This window comes from Streptomyces sp. NPDC001832 (assembly GCF_040297265.1).
In the GTDB taxonomy this organism is placed as follows: Bacteria; Actinomycetota; Actinomycetes; order Streptomycetales; family Streptomycetaceae; genus Streptomyces.
Genome location: NZ_JBEOYU010000011.1, coordinates 138977 through 155617, shown reverse-complemented (window position 1 = coordinate 155617; position 16641 = coordinate 138977). Strand labels below are relative to the sequence as shown.

Here is a 16641-nt window from a genome sequence, read left to right as displayed (position 1 = left end):
GCCGCGTGATCCGTAAGGCGTGGGCATAACGCGACAATACGTGCTAAATGGACAAAATCGGCTTAACTGGCAGTCGGCGGCGCGTCGGCGGTCCCCGTGCCGCCGAACCTCACCACAGGTGCCGCCCCGCATCCGCTACATCCGGGACACGTTCCGCTCGTACACCAGACGCAGGCCGATGAGGGTGAGCCAGGGCTCGTGCTCGTCGATGACGGAGGACTCGCCCAACACCATCGGCGCAAGGCCGCCCGTCGCGATGACGGTGACGTCGTCGGGGTCGGCCGCCAACTCCTTCTTCATCCGCGCGACGACACCGTCGACCTGGCCCGCGAAGCCGTAGATGATGCCCGACTGCATCGCCTCGACGGTGTTCTTGCCGATCACGCTGCGCGGCCGGGCCAGCTCGATCTTGCGTAGCTGGGCGCCCTTGACGCCCAGTGCCTCGACCGAGATCTCGATGCCGGGGGCGATGACACCGCCGGTGTACTCGCCGCGGGCGGAGACCGCGTCGAAAGTGGTGGCAGTGCCGAAGTCGACGACGATCGCCGGACCGCCGTACAGGTCGACGGCGGCCACCGCGTTGATGATGCGGTCCGCGCCGACCTCCTTCGGGTTGTCCATCAGGATCGGCACCCCGGTCTTGATGCCCGGCTCGACAAGGACCGCGGGGACGTCGCCGTAGTAGCGGCGGGTCACCTCGCGCAGCTCGTGCAGGACGGCCGGGACCGTGGAGCAGATCGCGATGCCCTCGATGCCGTCGCCCAGCTCCTCGCCGAGCAGCGGGTGCATGCCCATCAGGCCCTGGAGCAGCACCGCGAGCTCGTCCGCGGTGCGGCGGGCGTCAGTGGAGATCCGCCAGTGCTCGACGATCTCCTCACCGTCGAACAGGCCGAGGACGGTGTGAGTGTTGCCGACGTCGATGGTGAGCAGCATCAGAGGCCGGCCCCGTCGGTGTCGCGGAAGTCCAGGCCGATGTCGAGGATCGGCGAGGAGTGGGTGAGCGCGCCGACCGCCAGGTAGTCGACGCCCGCTTCCGCGTAGGCGCGTGCGGTGTCGAGCGAGAGCCGGCCGGAGGACTCCAGGACCGCGCGGCCGCCTACCAGGGCGACTGCCTCGGCCGTCTGCAGCGGCGTGAAGTTGTCCAGCAGGATCAGGTCGGCGCCCGCGCCGAGGACCTCGCGGACCTGTTGCAGGGTGTCGACCTCGACCTCGATCGGTACGTCCGGGAACTCGTCCCGTACCCGCTTGAAGGCCTCGGCCACGCCGCCCGCCGCGACGACGTGGTTGTCCTTGACCAGCGCCGCGTCCGACAGCGACATGCGGTGGTTGACGCCGCCGCCGCAGCGCACCGCGTACTTCTCCATGGCACGCAGGCCCGGGGTGGTCTTGCGGGTGTCGCGGACCTTGGCCTTCGTGCCTTCGAGCACATCGGCCCAGGCGCGGGTGGCGGTCGCGATGCCGGAGAGCCTGCACAGCAGGTTGAGCGCGCTGCGCTCGCCGGTGAGCAGGTCGCGGGTGCGGGTGGTGACGGTCAGCAGCTTCTGGCCGGGGGCGACGCGGTCGCCGTCCTCGACATGTCGCTCCACCTCGAACTCGTCCGTGCAGACGACGGACAGGACGGCCTCGGCGACGCGTAGACCGGCCACGACGCCCGCCTCACGGGCGATGAAGTCTCCGGTGGTCACCGCGTCCTCGGCCACGGTCGCAACCGTGGTGACGTCGGCACCGCCGTCAAGGTCCTCCTTGATGGCGACGTGCGCGATGTCCTCGACCAGGACCGGGTCCAGGCCCGCGTCGGCGAGGAGCTGGGCGAGACCGGGGTCGAGGCCGCACTCCAGGGGGCCCGGCTCGTAGAGCTCGTCCCCGCCGCAGCCGCAGCCGTCCCCGCAGCCGCCCGCGGACGGTGCGGGCGCACCGATCTGGATCAGCGGTACGTCCACAGGTGTGGGGGGCGGATTCTCTTCGGACGTGCTCACGGTGACGGCTCCTCGGTGACGTCGGCGGGGTGAATCAGTGGTGCTGCTGCGCAGTCTGGTGCCTGCGTCGGGCGTACGGGCCCGAATGCCTCGGTCTCCGTCCGACGGAGGACCAGTTCACGCTCCGGGGTGAGCCGGACGACGAGGTGGCGGCGCCAGTTCTCGTCGTCCGGCTCGGGCCGGTCCTCGCGCCAGTGACAGCCACGGGTCTCCTCGCGCAGGCAGGCGGCGGCGACCAGGACGCGCGAGACGAGAAGCAGGTTGGTGGCCTCCCATGCCTCGACGCCGGGTACCGCGGCCTTGGCCCCGGCGGCGGCCCCGGCGGCCCCGGCAGCGCTGTTGTGCAGGGCCTCCAGCTCCTCGGCGGCGGCGGCCAGGCTCTCGGCGGAACGGAGGACTCCGGCTCCCCTGGTCATGATCCGCTGGATCGTGCCGCGTGCCTCGGGGGCGAGCAGCGGCGAGGGGGCGGGAAGGGTGCCGACTGTCGCGGCGCCCGCGCTGGGCCGGTCCTCGACGATGTCCGCCGCGATGCGCTCGGCGAAGACGAGGCCCTCCAGGAGGGAGTTGGACGCCAGCCGGTTCGCGCCGTGCACGCCGGTGCAGGCGACCTCGCCGCAGGCGTACAGACCGGGCACGGTCGTGCGTCCCCGCAGGTCGGTGCGGATGCCGCCGGAGGCATAGTGCGCGGCGGGGGCGACCGGGACGGGTTCGGTGATCGGATCGATGCCGTTGGCGCGGCAGGCCGCCAGGATGGTGGGGAAGCGCTGTTCCCACATCTCGGCGCCGAAGTGGCGGGCGTCGAGATACATGTGCTCGGTGCCGTGCAGCTGCATCTGGCGCGTGATGGCCTTGGCGACGATGTCGCGCGGGGCCAGTTCCGCCAGTTCGTGCTGCCCGGCCATGAAGCGCGTACCGGACGCGTCGACGAGATGGGCGCCCTCGCCCCGTACCGCCTCGGACACCAGGGGCTGCTGCCCCTCGGAGCCGGCGCCGAGGAAGAGGACCGTCGGGTGGAACTGGACGAATTCGAGGTCGGAGACCTCCGCACCGGCCCGCAGCGCCAGCGCCACGCCGTCGCCGGTGGATACCGCCGGGTTGGTGGTGGCGGAGAAGACCTGGCCCATGCCGCCGGTGGCGAGAACCACCGCGGGGGCGCGGACCGCACCGACGCCGTCGTGCTGGCCCTCGCCCATGACGTGCAGGGTGACGCCCGCGGTACGGCCTTCGGCATCGGTCAGGAGATCCAGGACCAGTGCGTTCTCAACGGTGTGCAGGGCGGCTTCGCGGACCGCTTCGACCAGGGCGCGGGAGATCTCGGCGCCCGTCGCGTCACCGCCCGCGTGGGCGATACGGCGGCGGTGGTGGCCGCCCTCGCGGGTCAGCGCTATGTCGCCGCTGTCCGTGGTGTCGAAGTGGGCGCCGGTCTCGATCAGCCGACGTACGGCGTCGGGGCCCTCGGTGACCAGGGTCCGTACCGCGTCCTCGTCGCACAGGCCCGCGCCCGCGACCAGGGTGTCGTCCAGATGCTGCCCGGGGGTGTCGCCGTCGCCGAGGGCCGCCGCGATGCCACCCTGCGCCCAGCGGGTGGAGCCGTCGTCGAGGCGGGCCTTGGTGACGACGACGGTGGCGAGGCCCGCGGCTGCGCAGCGCAGCGCGGTGGTGAGACCGGCCACGCCGGAGCCGACCACCACGACGTCGGCGTCGATGGACCAGCCGGGGGCCGGGGCGGTCAGCCGTATTCCGGTCACGTGGTGGCTCCGAAGGTCAGCGGGATGTTGTCGATGAGGCGGGTCTTGCCGACCTTCGCGGCGATGGCGAGGAGCGCGTCACCGGTGGAGCAGTCGTCGGGGATCTCGGTGAAGTCCGCCGGGTCCACGAGCGCGAGGTAGTCCAGGGCCAGCGGCGGCTGTTCGGCGGCCGCGTCGTCAAGGATCAGCTGCGCGGCGACGCGTACGGCCGCGGGTCCGTCCACGGGGCGGGCCAGCGCCACTGCCTGGGTGTCGGCGGCCGCGCGGGTCTCGCCGAGCGCGGTGAGCGCGGCGGCCCTGCCGGTGCTCGCCGCGGTGGTCTGCGCGCGGGCGTGCAGCGCCTGCTGGGCGGCGAGCCGGTCGCGCGCCGCGAACAGGGCCCGGGACAGGGCGAGGGCGGTGTGCCGTTCCTCGGCGTCCAGGAAGCGGTTGCGGCTGGAGAGCGCGAGGCCGTCCGGTTCGCGGACCGTCTCCACGCCGACGATCTCCACTGGGAAGTTCAGATCGCGCACCATGCGGCGGATCAGCGCCAACTGCTGGGCGTCCTTCTGCCCGAAGAACGCGGTATCGGGGCGGGTGAGGTGCAGCATCTTGGCGACGACGGTCAGCATCCCGTCGAAGTGCCCGGGGCGAAAGGCCCCTTCGAGCCGCTCGCCCATCGGGCCCGCGGAAATCCTGACCTGCGGTTCGCCGCCGGGGTAGACCTCGTCGACGGAGGGCGCGAAGACCGCGTCCGCCCCGGCGGCGCCCGCGACGGCGAGATCGGCTTCGAGGGTACGGGGGTAGCGCTCCAGGTCGGCGGCCTCGCCGAACTGCAGCGGGTTGACGAAGACGGTGACGACGACCTGGCCGTCCGGGCCCGCGGCCGCGCGGGCGGTACGGATCAGGGTGGCGTGGCCCTCGTGCAGGGCGCCCATGGTCATGACGACGGCGCGCTGCCCCTTGAGGGGAGCGAACGCGGCGAGTTCGGCGGCCGTACAGAGAAGGGTGGCCGCGGGGGCGGTGCCGGGTGGGGCGGCGGGGTGGGGCGCGCCGGGCGTGTGGGTGGTGCCGGGCATGGCGGGCATGCCGGTCCTGTTTGTCATCGGGGCTCCTGTGATCCGGTGCCGCCCGTGGTGCCGGGGCCGTCGGCCAGGACTCCGAGCAGGTCCTCGGCCAGTTCCGGCTTGAGCATGCCGTGGGCGAGTGCGCGGTCGGCGGTGGCGCGGGCCATCGCGACATAGCCGGCCACGGCCTGCGGAGCGTGCCTTTGCAGCTCGCCGATGTGCGCGGCGACCGTACCCGCGTCGCCGCGGGCCACGGGGCCGGTCAGCGCGGCATCGCCGGAGCGCAGGGCGTTGTCGAGCGCGGCGCCGAGGAGGGGGCCGAGCATCCGGTCGGGGGCGGCGACCCCGGCCGTACGCAACAGCTCCATCGACTGGGCGACCAGGGTGACCAGGTGGTTCGCGCCGAGGGCGAGCGCCGCGTGGTAGAGCGGGCGGGACTCCTCCGCGATCCATTCGGGCTCGCCGCCCATCTCGATGACCAGCGCCTCGGCCGCGAGCCTCAGCTCCTCGGGGGCGGTCACGCCGAAGGAGCAGCCGGCCAGCCGCTGGACGTCGACGGAGGTGCCGGTGAACGTCATCGCCGGGTGCAGGGCGAGCGGCAGGGCACCGCCCCGCAGAGCCGGGTCCAGCACCTTCGTTCCGTACCGCCCCGACGTGTGGACGATCAGCTGTCCCGGCCGCACCGCGCCGGTCTCGGCGAGACCCTCGACCAGGCCGGGCAGGGCGTCGTCGGGGACGGTCAGCAGCACCAGCTCGGCACGCGCGAGGACCTCGGCGGGCGGCACCAGCGGCACGTCGGGAAGCAGCGCGGCAGCCCTGCGCACGGACGCGTCGGAGACGCCCGACACGGCTACCGGCCGGTGCCCGGCGAGCTGCAGGGACGCGGCGAGAGCGGGGCCGACGCGGCCCGCGCCCACGACGCCGACTGTGAGGCGGGCGGGGCGGTCCCTCGCGTCGAGGGGCTCCTTGGGGGTTGTTTCATTCACGCGGCGATGGCCTTCCGTTCCAGTCCGCGGGGGGTACCGGACGATTTCTCTGCATGCTACGCCAGCGTTTCGTCCGAGTTCCTGGCTGTCCACAGCCTGTGGGAAAAGTATGGGCGGGGGCATGGCCCCGGGCCCAGGTGAGGCCGGAAGTTGTGCGGGCCCGAGCTGCGCTCTGCGTAATGCGAGCTGCGCTCTGCGTAATGATCGTCCTTCGCCGAGTCTTCCGCCCTCAGGCGCCGGACGGGCTGGAATCGCCGGGCCGGGCGGACCACGTGCGGCGGCAGTGATCACGGATGGCCCGCAGCACGGACCAGTCGTACCGGCCCGGCAGTGGCGGCTGCAGTTCCCCGTGCTGAGCTGCGCGATGGCTGTCGATCATGTGCTGCTGAATGGCGTCCATGGCCTCAGCGTGGGCCTCTCCCGGCTCGTCCGGCCCGTCGATTGACGATCACCGTCAAACGGCGCGTGGCCTTCTGCGCTCACCCCGCACCATGGAGGGGTGAGCGTGCACATCGATATCGCGGGGCTGGCGCCCGAGCGCATCATTTTCGAGCCCTCCCCCCTCGCCGAGCTGGGGCTGGCCCTGCACGCCCTCTCCGAGCCGGGGCACCACCCGGGCCTGCACGGCTGGGCTACGGCGACCGCCAGCGCGCTGGAGCCCGATCTCGCCGACCGGCTGCACGAGGCCGACTTCCTGTGGCGCAACACGTTCTCGGACGTCTTCCTGCCGTTCGCCGGAGTCCGTGGCGGCAACGGCAGGACGGGGGCGAATCTCGCCGAGGACCTGGACATCCTCGACCGGCTGGACGACGAGCGGTTCGCCGCCGCCGCCCTGGAGTTCACCTGCTCCAGGCTGTACGCAAAGGGCGCGCCCTCCCCGCTCAGCAACGCGACGATGCGTGCCCGCGCCCTGGACCTGGCGGCGACGCGCGGCCCCCAGCAGGTGGAGTTCACCAAGCAGCTGCTGGCCGACCCCGCCTCCGTACGCCGCTGGATCCGGCGCCTCTTCGAAGACTGCGACCAGGCATTCTTCGCCGACACCTGGAGGCGGGTACACGTCCAGCTGGTCGCCGACGCCCGGCACAAGACGGATCTGCTGCGCCGCAAGGGGCTCGGCGAGGCGATAGGCGCGGTGTCCACGGCACTGTCGCTCGACGAGGCCGGAATCCGGATCAGCGCTGACAAGCTGCTCGAGGGCCGGACCAACGCGGCCGACCCGGCCGCCGGCCCCGGGCTCACCCTCATCCCGTCCGCCTTCGGCTGGCCGCACCTGAATCTGCTGCACGCGCCGGGCTGGCGCCCGGTGATCCACTACCCGGTGCACCACCCCGAGCTGCCCTCCCCCGCCTCCGTGGAGCTGCTCCAGCTGCGGATGGAGGCGCTGGCCCACCCGATGCGGATGCGTCTGTGCCGACACCTCGCCCGTTCCGCTTTCACGACCGGCGAACTCGCCGATTCGCACAACATCACGGCGCCCGAGGTCTCCCGGCATCTCACGGTGCTGAAGAAGGCGGGCCTGGTCACCACCCGGCGGCGCGGCCGGTACGTGCTGCACCAGCTGGACCTGACCGTGGTGGCACGGCTCGGCAGCGACTTCCTGGGGGGCATCCTGCGCTGAGCGGCTGTCGGGTGGCCTCCGAGCGGACGTGCTTGATCCCCGTCCGGTCCGGGCACGCCGCACCCAGTGCCGCAGCGCGCTGTCTTGGTGTCAGCCCGCCCCGCCGCCGGCCCGGACCAGCCCCGTCTCGTACGCGAGGACGACGACCTGCACCCGGTCGCGCAGGCTCAGCTTGGTGAGGATGCGGCCCACGTGCGTCTTCACGGTCGCCTCGGAGAGCACCAGGCGGGCCGCGATCTCGCCGTTCGACAGGCCCTGCGCGACCAGCAGCATCACTTCGCGTTCGCGTTCGGTGAGCTTGCCGGTGCCCTTGTGCTGCGGTTCGCTGTTGCCGCTCGGCAGCAACGGTGAGAAGCGGTCGAGCAGCCGACGGGTGGTGGACGGGGCGACGACGGCGTCGCCGCTGTGCACGGAGCGGATCGCGGCCAGCAGTTCGGCGGGCGGCACATCCTTGAGCATGAAGCCGCTGGCCCCGGCCTTCAGCCCGGAGAAGGCGTACTCGTCGAGGTCGAACGTGGTCAGGATGAGCACCCTGGGCGCATCCGGCTGCGCACAGATGCGACGGGTGGCCTCGACCCCGTCCAGCCTCGGCATCCGGACATCCATCAGCACCACATCGACGGGGGTGGCGCGCAGGATCTCGATCGCCTCCGCGCCGTCGCCGGCCTCGGCCACGACCTCCATGTCCGGCTGGGCGGCGAGCACCATCCGGAAGCCGGTGCGCAGCAGCACCTGATCGTCGACGAGCATCACGCGGATTGCCATGAGGTGTCCTGTCTCCTGTCTGTCCGGCAAAATTCCGAAAAAACACGCTCTAGTCGGCCGGCTTGAGCGGCAGCAGTGCGCTGATCCGGAACCCGCCGCCGGGCCGCGGCCCGGCGTCCAGCGTGCCGCCGACCATGCCGACCCGCTCGCGCATACCGATCATTCCGTGGCCCGCGCCGTCGGCGCCGCCGTCCTCGTACAGCTCGTGCGCCACACCCCGCCCGTCGTCCTCGACCAGCAGCCCGAGCCCGTCGTCGAAGTAGACCAGCCGCACACTGGCCCCGGCGTCCGGGCCGCCGTGCTTGCGGGTGTTGGTCAGGGCCTCCTGCACGATGCGGTACGCGGTCAGCTCGACCCCGCTGGGCAGCGGGCGCGGGGTGCCCTCGACCTTGAAGTCCACTGCCAGCCCGGTCTGCCTGACCTGCTCGATGAGGTCTTCGATCTGCTCGACGTCGGGCTGCGGGACGTACTCCCCGCTCTCCCTGGTGTCACCGGTCCGCAGCACCCCGAGCAGCCGCCGCATCTCGGCGAGAGCCTGCCTGCCGGTGCTGGAGATGGTCTCCAGGGCCTGCCGGGCCTGGTCGGGCGCCGCGTCCATGACGTACGCCGCACCGTCGGCCTGCACCACCATCACCGAGACGTTGTGCGCGACGACATCGTGGAGTTCGCGGGCGATACGGGCCCGCTCGGCGGCCACCGCGACCTTCGACTGCGCCTCGCGCTCCCGCTCCAGCCGGGCCGCGCGCTCCTCCAACTGGCTGAAGTAGGCGCGCCGGGTCCGCATCGAGTCGCCGAGCACCCAGGCGAGCACGAACGGCACGGTCATCACCATGACCACGAAAATCTGCTGGGGCCAGCTGTTCTCCGGTACGTCCTGCGGCCAGCGCAGTTGGGAGAGACCGGCCGCGCTCAGGCTGCAGATCAGTGCGAGCCGGGACGCCCAGCGCGCCCCGACGGTGGCCACGGTGAAGGTGATCATCAGCATGGCGAAGTTCGCGACGTTCGGTCCGACACCGAACACGAGTTGTGCGACGCCCAGCGCCACGGCGAGCAGCAGCATCTTCTCGGGTGCTCGTCGGCGCAGCGCGACGACACAGCAGAGGCCGATGACGATCGGTGCTGCGGCGATGCGCTCCGTGCCGGTCCGCTGGGCGTGGTCAGTCACCATCGACATGCCGGAGAGCCCGAGGAGGAAGACAGCCCAGAAGCTGTCGACGCCCGTCGGGTGTCTGCGGATGAAGTCGTAGAGGCGCTGCACGCGACCCAGCGTAGGGACAGGCGGCAGGTGCATGGGTCAGCCGAAGGGCCGATCCAGCTGCTGGGACCGTACTCCCCAAGGTGGAGACTTGGAATCGTGACCGATGAGTGGCGTGGCTGGCAGGAGGCGACAGAGACCGCTTTGTACGGAGTCGGGGGGTTCTACCGGAGCCCCGAAGGGCCGGCGGGCCACTTCCGTACCTCCGTCCACGCATCCGCGCTGTTCGCCTCCGCCGTCGCTCGGCTGCTGGTCAAAACGGCACGGGAGCTGGGCACCGAATCTGTCGACCTGGTGGACCTGGGGGCGGGACGGGGCGAACTACTGACAGGGGTACTGGCGGCGCTGCCTGCCGTGGGCGCCGAGGGTCTCGCCGTACGGGCGTACGCCGTGGAGATCGCCGCTCGCCCGGCCGGTCTGGACCCCGGGATCGAGTGGTGCGCCGAACCGCCGCCGGGGACGCACGGCCTGTTGTTCGCCAATGAGTGGCTGGACAACGTCCCGGCCGACGTCGCCGAGACCGACGCGGACGGCGTGGAACGGTATGTCCTCGTACGGACGGCGGACGGTACGGAACGGCTGGGGGAGCCGGTGACCGGGGCCGACGCCGAGTGGCTGCGCCGCTGGTGGCCGTCGGCCGGACCGGGCAGCCGCGCGGAGATCGGCCGCCCGCGCGACGAGGCCTGGGCACGGGCGGTGTCCACGCTGTCCGAGGGGCTCGCGGTGGCGGTGGACTACGCCCACGTACGGGAGGCACGGCCCCCCTTCGGCACCCTGACCGGCTTCCGGTCCGGCCGCGAGGTGCGGCCGGTGCCGGACGGCAGCTGCGACCTCACCTCGCACGTGGCGCTGGACGCGTGCGCGGCGGCGGTGGACACCGGGGTCGGCGCACCGCCCGAGGTGCTGACGCAGCGCGAGGCGCTGCGCCGCCTCGGCATCAACGGGGAGCGCCCACCACTGACCCTGGCGTCGACCGATCCCGCCGGATACGTACGGGCCCTCGCCTCGGCGGGCGAGGCAGCGGAACTGATGGCCCAGGGCGGCCTGGGCGACTTCGGCTGGCTGATGCAACGGCGCGGGCCGGAGAACCGGTTCCGACGGCCTCTGAGCTGAGACTGAGGCGCGGAGCCCCATGCGCTCAGGGAATACTGGCCGTATGACGGAGACGACAGTCGGCATCGGCGGCGCAGCGGAGAGCACCGACATGGTGCTCAACATCGGCCCCCAGCACCCCTCCACCCACGGCGTGCTCCGTCTGCGCATCGTCCTCGACGGCGAACGCATCCAGCACGCCGAACCGGTCATCGGCTACATGCACCGCGGCGCGGAGAAGCTGTTCGAGGCCCGCGACTACCGGCAGATCGTGATGCTCGCCAACCGCCACGACTGGCTGTCGGCGTTCTCCAACGAGCTGGGCGTCGTGATGGCCGTCGAACGCATGCTCGGCATGGAGGTCCCGGAGCGCGCGGTCTGGACACGTACCCTGCTGGCCGAGCTGAACCGGGTCCTGAACCATCTGATGTTCCTCGGTTCGTACCCGCTCGAACTCGGCGGGATCACTCCGGTGTTCTACGCGTTCCGCGAGCGTGAGGAGCTGCAGGCCGTGATGGAGGAGGTCTCCGGTGGCCGGATGCACTACATGTTCAACCGGGTCGGCGGCCTCAAGGAGGACCTTCCCGCGGGCTGGCTCGGCCGCGCCCGGGACGCCGTCGCCTCGGTCCGGTCCCGGATGGACGTGTACGACGACCTGGTGCTCGGCAACGAGATCTTCCGGGGCCGCACCCGCGGTGTGGGTGTGCTGTCCGCCGGGACCGTCCACGCGTACGGGGTGTCCGGGCCGATCGCCCGCGCCTCGGGGGTCGACTTCGATCTGCGGCGCGACGAGCCGTATCTCGCGTACGGGCAGCTCCAGGACACCCTCAAGGTCGTCACCCGCACCGAGGGCGACTGCCTGGCCCGATTCGAGTGCCTGCTGGAACAGACGCACAACGCCCTGGATCTGGCGGACGCCTGCCTGGACCGGTTGGCCGGCCTCGCGCCCGGCCCGATCAACCAGCGGCTGCCCAAGGTGCTGAAGGCCCCCGAGGGCCACACCTACGCCTGGACCGAGAACCCGCTCGGCATCAACGGCTACTACCTGGTGTCCAAGGGCGAGAAGACCCCGTACCGGCTGAAGCTCCGCTCCGCCTCGTACAACAACATCCAGGCGCTCACCGAGCTGCTGCCGGGCACGCTGGTCGCCGACATGGTGGCGGTCCTGGGCTCGCTCTTCTTCGTCGTCGGCGACATCGACAAGTAGGCCGGCAGCCGACCCGCGCAGCGCCTGCGTGCCTACGAGATCGCGCTCCGCAGCTCCGCCACGTCCAGCTGCTCGGTCTCGTCGTGCGCGGTCAGGTCGATGACCTTGCCAGCGGTCCCGTTCCCGGCCGTGCCGGTGCGGTGCGCGGCCAGCGCCTCCTCGCCCACCACGTCCGCGAGATCCTCGTTCTGCGCGGACTCGATCGCGGCGCGCGTCTTCTGCGTACCGAAGAAGTCGAAGCTGCCCTGCGGCACCGGATGACGGCGGGACGCAGCGTACGGGGCGACGGCGCTGGCGGCCGGCACGGTGCGCGCCGCAGGCAGCGCGGCGGACGTCCGGGCCGCGGGAAGGACGATCGGCGGGCAAAGGTGCTGCGCCCCGGACTCGTCCGCGGCCGCCGCGTGCTTCCCCTGCCGCTCCTCCGCCTCCCGGGCCCGCTCCGCGAGATCCCGATTCCTGGCCTGCTCGGCGGTACGGCGCGCCTCCTGGAGTGCCCCGTTGCGTGAGAGGTCCTCCAGCGCCTGGGCGGCACGCAGATAGGCAGACGGTGTCGGCGTACTGCGTGCGGCAGGCAGCTCCCGGGGCGCGGCGGCTTCGAGCGCGAGCTGCCTGCGGCCCTCCAGCGCACTGGCCCGCTCGGTCTCGGCGTTGGCGTACCGCCGCAGCAGCGCGGCGTGCTCCCCGCGCAGACCGGCGAGCTCCACGCGCTTACGGCGCAGCTTGGTCTCCAGCCGTACGCGCATCTCCCGCGACTCCTCCAGGTCGGCCTCGAGTTCGGCCATGCGCTCCTCGGCCCGCAATTCGTCGCCGGCGCGAGCACGCGTCAGCTCCGCGACACGACGGCCCGCTTCCCGGTCCCAGCTGCGCATCAGACACGCACCGGTCACGGCAGCGGCCGCCGCGGCGGCCACCAGACCGCGCAGGACCAGGGGCTCGGCGAGCAGCCAGGCGCCCGCGGCACAGAGGATCGAGACTCCGGCGACGGCCGAAGGCGGAAGAATTCTGTGCAGAGGTGGCGAATGGCGATGACGTCCACGTGGCATGGCCTGAAATTTACCGTGTGTACGGGCCGCTTGGGGGGCCGCCCGCCAATCTGTTCCCGGCCGGTTACCTGGCAGCCCCCAATCTTTACTTCTTGATGAGGCCCTTCGACTGCAGATACTCCTTCGCCGCGTCGGCGGGCTTTGCACGCTCGGCGTCGACCTTGCGGTTCAGTTCCGCCAGATCCTCGGTCGTAAGGGCCTTGGTGAGCTTGCCGAGTGCGTCGGCAATGCCCTGGGAACCCGCGTCCTTGGCATTGACGACCGGCAGAACGTTGTCCGCGTTCTGGAGCTTCTTGTCGTCCTCCAGGAACACCAGGCCGTAACTGTCCAGCACCGCGTCCGTGGTGGTGGTGAGGACCAGTTGGTCCTTGCCGTCCTTGACCGCCTGCTTGGACTGTGGCGTACCGACTCCCTTGGGGTCGACACCGGTGACATTGATGCCGTACGTCTTCTTCAGGCCCGGTGCGCAGAACGGCCGCACTTCGCACTCGTCACCCGCCGCGATCTTCACTTCGGCCTTTGACCTGCCGAGATCCGAAAGCGTCTTGAGCTTGTTCTCGGTGGCGAATTCCCTGGTCACCGCGAAGGCGTTCTGGTCGACGGCACCGCCACCCGGGAGCACCTTCAGCCCACGCGGGGTGGCCAGCTTCTCCAGCGCCGCGACCGTGGTGGCCGCGTCACCGGAGGCGACCGGCTTCTTCTCGGCCTCCTTCGCCCCGTTCACCTTGGCATTGAGGAATTCGGCGAGCGTCGCGGCATATTCGGGGACGACATCGATCTCGCCCTTCTCCAGGGACGGTTCGTACAGTTCCCGGTTGGCCACCGTGGTGACCGAGGTGCTGTATCCGGCGTCACCCAGGATCTGCGCGTACAGCTCCGCGAGCACCTTGGACTCGGTGAAGGAGGCTGCGCCGACGACGAGCGACCCCTTCTCGCCGGAGCCGCCGGATGATGCCGAGCCCCCCTTGTCCTTCTCCAGGCTGTCGCCACCACAGGCGGCGAGCGAGCCGGTCAGCGCGACCATGCCGATGACCGCGCCCGCTATTCGCGAGGTTTTGCTCATGAGTTGTTCTCCGTCCGCAGCAACAGGGTCTGTCCGAAATGGGATCCGGGGATCGAGGGGCTGTGCCGGCGTGGGCCCGACGCGCGGTCGCGCCGCACCGTCATGCCGTCCTGCGGCGGCGCAGCGGTGACAGCATCCGGTCCAGGCCCACCAGCACCGCCTCCACCAGCAGGGCGAGCACGGCGACCAGCAGCGCTCCCGCGACCACCTGCGGCGTGTTGTACGTGTTGAACCCGGCGGTGATGATCCGGCCGAGACCGCCCTGGCCGACCATTGCGGCGATCGTCGCCGTGGCGACCACCTGGACCGCGGCCGAGCGCAGCCCGGTCATGATCATCGGGTAGGCCAGCGGGAGTTCGACCCGCACGAAGAGCTGGCCCCCGGACATTCCCATGCCCCGTGCCGCCTCGGCCACCGACCGGTCGACCTCTGTCATCCCGACATAGGCGTTGGTGAGCAGTGGCGGCACGGCGAACAGCACCAGCGCGATGATCGTCGGCAGATATCCGGCGTCGCGCAGCGGCGAGACCATGAACAGGGCCAGCACCGCGAAGACCGGGATCGCCCGCCCCACATTGGAGATGTTGACGGCCAGCGCGCCCCCCTTCCCGATATGCCCGAGGTACAGCGCGATCGGCAGGGCTGTGGCGCAGGCCAGGAGGAGCGCGACGCCGCTGACGTACAGATGCTCGCCGAGCCGGTGGGCCACCCCGCTCTCCCCCGACCAGTTGGCGCCGGTGGTGAGCCAGGTCCAGGCCTCGCCGAGAACTCCCATGGCTCAGACCGCCTTTGCCATGGCGCCCGCACCGGCACCCGCGTGAGTGGCGCGTATTCGGGTCCAGGGGGTCAGCAGCCGCTGGAGGCCCAGCAGCAGCAGATCAGCGACAACCGCAAGCAGTACGCACAGGACCGAGGCAGTGAGCACCTGGGCCTTGAAGAAGCTGGGCAGAGCATCCCCTATGAGGTTGCCGAGGCCGCCCCTGCCGATGATCGATCCGACCGTCGTCAGCGCGATGGTCGAGACCGTCGCGATCCGCACCCCGGCCAACAACGCGGGCGTGGCAAGGGGCAGTTCGACTTCCCACAGCAGCCGGAGCGGCCCGTACCCCATTCCCTTCGCGGCTTCCTTCGCTTCCTGCGGGACCGCTTCGAGGCCCGCCAGGATGTTCCGTACGAGAATGGTCAGCGAATACAGCACCAGGCCGGTGACGACCAGTGCCGCGGAAAGTCCGAACAGCGGCAGCAGCAGCGAGAACATGGCGAGCGAAGGCACGGTGTAGAGCACCGTCGTCAGCCCGAGGACCGGTCCGGTGAAGCGGCGGTTGCGGCGGGCGAGCAGCGCCAGCGGAAAGGCCACCAGGAGTCCGATCAGCACCGAGACCGCGGTGATCCAGATGTGTTGGAACGTCGCATCGGTCAACTCCTGGCTACGGGACCGGAGATACTCCCCGCAGATCCAGTCGTTCGTCACCATGCAGTTCTCTGCGGCAGCCATCCGTCCCCCCTCCGAATACCGCCTCGTACCGATGTTCTGGTGACCCTATCCTCGACCACTGACAATCACCGAGGCCTGCGTATTCCAGCAACATGTCCTTCACAGAACACGCGCGACAATGGGGAGCCATGATCCGTTTCGAGCATGTCACCAAGCGGTACGCGGATGGCACCACCGCCGTCGACGACCTTTCCTTCGAGGTCGCCGAGGGTGAACTGGTCACGCTCGTCGGACCGTCGGGCTGCGGCAAGACGACCACCATGAAGATGGTGAACCGGTTGATCGAACCGACCGAGGGCCGGATATTCCTCGACGGGGACGACATATCCGCCATCGACCCCGTCCAGCTGCGCCGCCGTATCGGCTATGTGATCCAGCAGGTGGGGCTCTTCCCGCACCGTACAGTCCTGGAAAACACCGCGACCGTTCCTCATCTCCTCGGCTGGAAACGGGGAAAGGGCCGTGAGCGCGCGGCGGAACTCCTCGACCTTGTCGGACTCGATCCTTCCGTCTATGGCGACCGCTATCCGGAACAGCTCTCCGGCGGTCAGCGTCAACGCGTCGGCGTGGCACGGGCGCTGGCCGCCGATCCCCCTGTGCTGCTGATGGACGAACCCTTCGGCGCCGTCGACCCGGTCGTACGGGAACGGCTGCAGAACGAATTCCTGAAGCTCCAGGCGCAGGTCCGTAAAACCGTGCTGTTCGTCACGCACGACATCGAGGAAGCGGTCCGGCTCGGTGACCGTATCGCCGTCTACGGGCAGGGTTCCATCGAGCAGTTCGACTCCCCGGCGACCGTGCTCGGCGCCCCCTCCACCCCCTATGTCGCGGACTTCGTCGGTGCCGACCGCGGCCTCAAGCGACTCTCCGTGACCCCCATCGAGGAGGGTGACCTCGACCATCCGCCGGTCGTCCACCTCGACGACTCCCTGGCGAGGGCGACCGAGCGGCTGAGGGCCGAAGGGGCGCGCTGGGCCGTCGTGCTGGACGGCGAGCACAATCTGCACGGCTGGATCGCCGCCGACGGCTTCACCACCGGGACCAAGGGCACGGTGCGCGCCCACGCCCGCAGGATGGAGGCGTGGCTGCCCGTCGGCGCCCCGCTCAAGCAGGCGTTCGCCACCATGCTCCAGCACGACGCGGGCTGGATCGCCGTCATCGACAGGGAGAGCAACGGACGCTTCCTCGGCGTGCTCACCCCGGCCCGGCTCCATGAGGCATTGCGCCGCTCGATCGACGCGGACGCCCAGGACGTCCCGCGTGCCGACGTGGCTGTCGAGACGGTGGAGAGCGTCACCAGGACAGCCGCACTGTGAGCCGGGAGCCGGGACGCCGCCGCCCCTGAGC

At 70.9% G+C, this 16641-nt stretch carries 16 protein-coding genes; 4 read left to right on the top strand and 12 right to left on the bottom strand.

Annotated elements, in window-relative coordinates; all coding sequences use genetic code 11:
* Positions 1–135: 135 nt before the first annotated feature.
* The 6 genes from ABT115_RS12400 to ABT115_RS12375 all read right to left on the bottom strand — a co-directional run bounded on the left by ABT115_RS12400 (position 136) and on the right by ABT115_RS12375 (position 6156).
* Positions 136–933 (bottom strand): type III pantothenate kinase, encoded by a 798-nt coding sequence (locus ABT115_RS12400; protein WP_114245204.1) that lies wholly within the window; start codon positions 931–933, stop codon positions 136–138.
* Positions 933–1976 carry a carboxylating nicotinate-nucleotide diphosphorylase gene (gene nadC, locus ABT115_RS12395; protein WP_351787451.1) on the bottom strand — a complete coding sequence of 348 codons (1044 nt, stop codon included), beginning with the start codon at positions 1974–1976 and terminating at the stop codon, positions 933–935. Before nadC ends, ABT115_RS12400 begins: the two co-directional genes overlap by 1 nt.
* Positions 1973–3724, bottom strand: a complete 1752-nt coding sequence (locus ABT115_RS12390) for an L-aspartate oxidase (protein ID WP_351787449.1) — start codon at positions 3722–3724, stop codon at positions 1973–1975. The genes nadC and ABT115_RS12390 overlap by 4 nt, the downstream gene beginning before the upstream one ends.
* On the bottom strand, positions 3721–4809 hold the full coding sequence (gene panC, locus ABT115_RS12385) for a pantoate--beta-alanine ligase (RefSeq protein WP_502969079.1): 1089 nt from the start codon (positions 4807–4809) through the stop codon (positions 3721–3723). The genes ABT115_RS12390 and panC overlap by 4 nt, the downstream gene beginning before the upstream one ends.
* Positions 4806–5756: a Rossmann-like and DUF2520 domain-containing protein gene (locus tag ABT115_RS12380; protein ID WP_351787446.1), complete on the bottom strand. Its 951-nt coding sequence runs from the start codon at positions 5754–5756 to the stop codon at positions 4806–4808. The genes panC and ABT115_RS12380 overlap by 4 nt, the downstream gene beginning before the upstream one ends.
* 229 nt (positions 5757–5985) lie before the next feature.
* On the bottom strand, positions 5986–6156 hold the full coding sequence (locus ABT115_RS12375; protein ID WP_351787443.1) for a hypothetical protein: 171 nt from the start codon (positions 6154–6156) through the stop codon (positions 5986–5988).
* 105 nt (positions 6157–6261) lie between these two features.
* On the opposite strand from ABT115_RS12375, the gene ABT115_RS12370 reads away from it, so the two are divergent.
* Complete coding sequence (locus ABT115_RS12370; RefSeq protein ID WP_351787551.1) at positions 6262–7374, top strand: DUF5937 family protein; 1113 nt, start codon at positions 6262–6264, stop codon at positions 7372–7374.
* A 90-nt stretch (positions 7375–7464) separates the two neighbouring features.
* Here ABT115_RS12370 and ABT115_RS12365 read toward each other — a convergent pair whose 3' ends face one another.
* On the bottom strand, positions 7465–8139 hold the full coding sequence (locus ABT115_RS12365) for a response regulator (RefSeq protein ID WP_351787441.1): 675 nt from the start codon (positions 8137–8139) through the stop codon (positions 7465–7467).
* 49 nt (positions 8140–8188) lie between these two features.
* Entirely contained in the window at positions 8189–9397 is a 1209-nt protein-coding gene (locus ABT115_RS12360; protein ID WP_351787438.1) for a sensor histidine kinase, read from the bottom strand.
* 96 nt (positions 9398–9493) lie between these two features.
* On the opposite strand from ABT115_RS12360, the gene ABT115_RS12355 reads away from it, so the two are divergent.
* Positions 9494–10507, top strand: coding sequence for an SAM-dependent methyltransferase (locus tag ABT115_RS12355; RefSeq protein WP_351787435.1), 1014 nt, complete (start codon positions 9494–9496; stop codon positions 10505–10507).
* Between the two features lie 43 nt (positions 10508–10550).
* Positions 10551–11693 (top strand): NADH-quinone oxidoreductase subunit D, encoded by a 1143-nt coding sequence (locus tag ABT115_RS12350; protein WP_351787432.1) that lies wholly within the window; start codon positions 10551–10553, stop codon positions 11691–11693.
* A 32-nt stretch (positions 11694–11725) separates the two neighbouring features.
* Here ABT115_RS12350 and ABT115_RS12345 read toward each other — a convergent pair whose 3' ends face one another.
* The 4 genes from ABT115_RS12345 to ABT115_RS12330 form a co-directional block, all read right to left on the bottom strand.
* On the bottom strand, positions 11726–12736 hold the full coding sequence (locus tag ABT115_RS12345; protein WP_351787429.1) for a hypothetical protein: 1011 nt from the start codon (positions 12734–12736) through the stop codon (positions 11726–11728).
* Positions 12737–12821: 85 nt separating this feature from the next.
* A complete protein-coding gene (locus tag ABT115_RS12340; RefSeq protein WP_351787426.1) occupies positions 12822–13799 on the bottom strand; it encodes an ABC transporter substrate-binding protein in 978 nt (325 codons plus the stop codon).
* A gap of 100 nt (positions 13800–13899) precedes the next feature.
* Positions 13900–14574 (bottom strand): ABC transporter permease, encoded by a 675-nt coding sequence (locus ABT115_RS12335; protein WP_351787423.1) that lies wholly within the window; start codon positions 14572–14574, stop codon positions 13900–13902.
* Between the two features lie 3 nt (positions 14575–14577).
* Positions 14578–15294 (bottom strand): ABC transporter permease, encoded by a 717-nt coding sequence (locus ABT115_RS12330; protein WP_351787420.1) that lies wholly within the window; start codon positions 15292–15294, stop codon positions 14578–14580.
* Between the two features lie 128 nt (positions 15295–15422).
* On the opposite strand from ABT115_RS12330, the gene ABT115_RS12325 reads away from it, so the two are divergent.
* A complete protein-coding gene (locus ABT115_RS12325) occupies positions 15423–16610 on the top strand; it encodes an ABC transporter ATP-binding protein (RefSeq protein ID WP_351787417.1) in 1188 nt (395 codons plus the stop codon).
* Positions 16611–16641 lie beyond the last annotated feature (31 nt).